The sequence below is a fragment of the Rhizobium sp. FY34 genome (assembly GCF_005222845.1).
Taxonomy (GTDB): domain Bacteria; phylum Pseudomonadota; class Alphaproteobacteria; order Rhizobiales; family Rhizobiaceae; genus Neorhizobium.
On sequence record NZ_STFZ01000036.1, the window covers coordinates 42,580 to 43,897 of the forward strand.

1 protein-coding gene and 1 pseudogene are annotated in these 1,318 nt (G+C 57.5%); both read left to right on the forward strand.

Features of this window, described 5'->3' with window-relative positions; all coding sequences use genetic code 11:
• On the forward strand, positions 1-254 hold a 254-nt coding region (locus E8M77_RS21385; RefSeq protein WP_137133064.1), incomplete at its 5' end, for a DDE-type integrase/transposase/recombinase.
• Between the two features lie 55 nt (positions 255-309).
• A pseudogene (locus tag E8M77_RS21390) lies at positions 310-1,318 on the forward strand (IS3 family transposase); the annotation flags it as partial.

Here is a 1,318-nt window from a genome sequence, read left to right on the forward strand (position 1 = left end):
AGCATCCAGATCCCGTGCATTATGTCACCAAGCATCTCCAGCAAGGCATTGAGAGCGACCATTTCCGCGTGAAGAAGAACATGCCGAAGATCGGTGGCTTCCAGTCCTTCAACACTGCGCGGCGAACCATCGCGGGTTTCGAGGCGATGCTGTGGCTGAGGAAAGGCTTTGGCTTTTCCGGTGGCTGGACTGTCAACGACCAGAACGATCTGCTTGCGCGCCTCTTCGGACTGCAAAAGGTTAACAAAGTCTGAAATCCACCCCGTTCAGGGGATAATTGCGGCCTGTTAAAATCTTTGCGACAAGCCCATTGCGGCTCTTTGCCGTCGCGAAGGCATTGCTGAGAGCCTTTATTACAGTTGGTCGAAGGAATTTCTGGAAGCGGGCAAGAAGCGGCTGGCCGGGGATACGGCGCGTGCAGCTACATCCGATGAGGTGAAAGTTCTGCGCCGTGAAACGCGCGATCTGAAGGAAGTTGTCGCCGAACAGGCACTCGAATTGCGGCTGCTCAAAAAAAGCATGATCGGGCATGGGGGAGACGAGGAATGAGATACCCTGCCTCCGAGAAACTGGAAATTATCCGGATCGTTGAGCAGTCGCACCTGCCGGTGAAGCAAACCCTCGACAAGCTGGGCATTCCACGGCCGACCTTCTACCGGTGGTATGATCGGCTCCAGACCAAGGGCCTCGAGGGACTTGAGGATCGGCATTCCGCTCCGTCGCGGGTGTGGAATCGCATCCCCGATGACGTCCGCAGCCGGATCATCGAAATGGCGCTGGACCACGTCGATCTGTCGTCGCGCGAACTGGCGATGAAGTTCACCGACACGGAAAGCTATTTCGTGTCAGAGGCTTCGGTCTATCGCCTGCTCAAGGCCCACGACCTCATCACGTCGCCAGCCTTCATCGTCATCAAGGCTGGCGACGAGTTCAGGGACAAGACGAGCAGGCCGAACGAGATGTGGCAGACCGACTTCACCTATCTGAAGGTCATCGGCTGGGGGTGGTTCTACCTGTCCACGGTGCTCGACGACTTCTCACGCTACATCGTCGCCTGGAAGCTTTGCACGACCATGAAAGTCGATGATGTCACCGACACGTTGAATCTGGCGCTCACGGCATCCGGTTGCGACACGGCAAGGGTGGAACACAAACCCCGCCTGCTATCCGACAATGGCCCGTGCTACATCGCCTCGGACCTCGGCGAATGGTTGGTAGAGCGGTCCATCGAACAGGTCCACGGTGCGCCGGGCCATCCGCAGACCCAAGGCAAGATAGAGCGCTGGCACCAGACATTGAAAAACCGCATCCTGCTCGA